Raw genomic sequence first — 644 nt, 5'->3', positions numbered from 1 at the left:
GCCTGAGATCCGACGCGTACCCGTAAGGGGAAATCAGTGATCCTATGCTGCCGAGAAAAGCATCGACGCGAGGTTGCAGCCGCCCGTACCCGAAACCGACTCAGGTGGTCAGGTAGAGAATACCAAGGAGATCGAGAGAATCGTGGTTAAGGAACTCGGCAAAATGCCCCCGTAACTTCGGGAGAAGGGGGGCCGGACACGTGACCGGACTTGCTCCGTGAGCGTTGAAGGCCGCAGAGACCAGTGGGAAGCGACTGTTTACTAAAAACACAGGTCCGTGCGAAGTCGCAAGACGATGTATACGGACTGACGCCTGCCCGGTGCTGGAAGGTTAAGAGGAAGGGTTAGCCTTTGGGCGAAGCTCTGAATTTAAGCCCCAGTAAACGGCGGTGGTAACTATAACCATCCTAAGGTAGCGAAATTCCTTGTCGGGTAAGTTCCGACCTGCACGAATGGCGTAACGACTTCCCAGCTGTCTCAACCGCGAACTCGGCGAAATTGCACTACGAGTAAAGATGCTCGTTACGCGCAGCAGGACGGAAAGACCCCGTGACCTTTACTACAGTTTGGTATTGGTGTTCGGAGTGGCTTGTGTAGGATAGGTGGGAGACTGTGAAGCGGGCACGCTAGTGTTCGTGGAGTCG

1 rRNA gene is annotated in these 644 nt (G+C 55.0%); it reads left to right on the top strand.

What is annotated here, in order from left to right:
• Positions 1–644: ribosomal RNA gene (locus FS532_RS18410) — 23S ribosomal RNA — on the top strand; the annotation flags it as partial.

The organism is Curtobacterium pusillum, from assembly GCF_007673235.1.
Classification (GTDB): domain Bacteria; phylum Actinomycetota; class Actinomycetes; order Actinomycetales; family Microbacteriaceae; genus Curtobacterium; species Curtobacterium pusillum_C.
The sequence above is the reverse complement of the archived record's forward strand: the minus strand, read 5'-3'. Positions and strand labels throughout refer to the sequence as shown.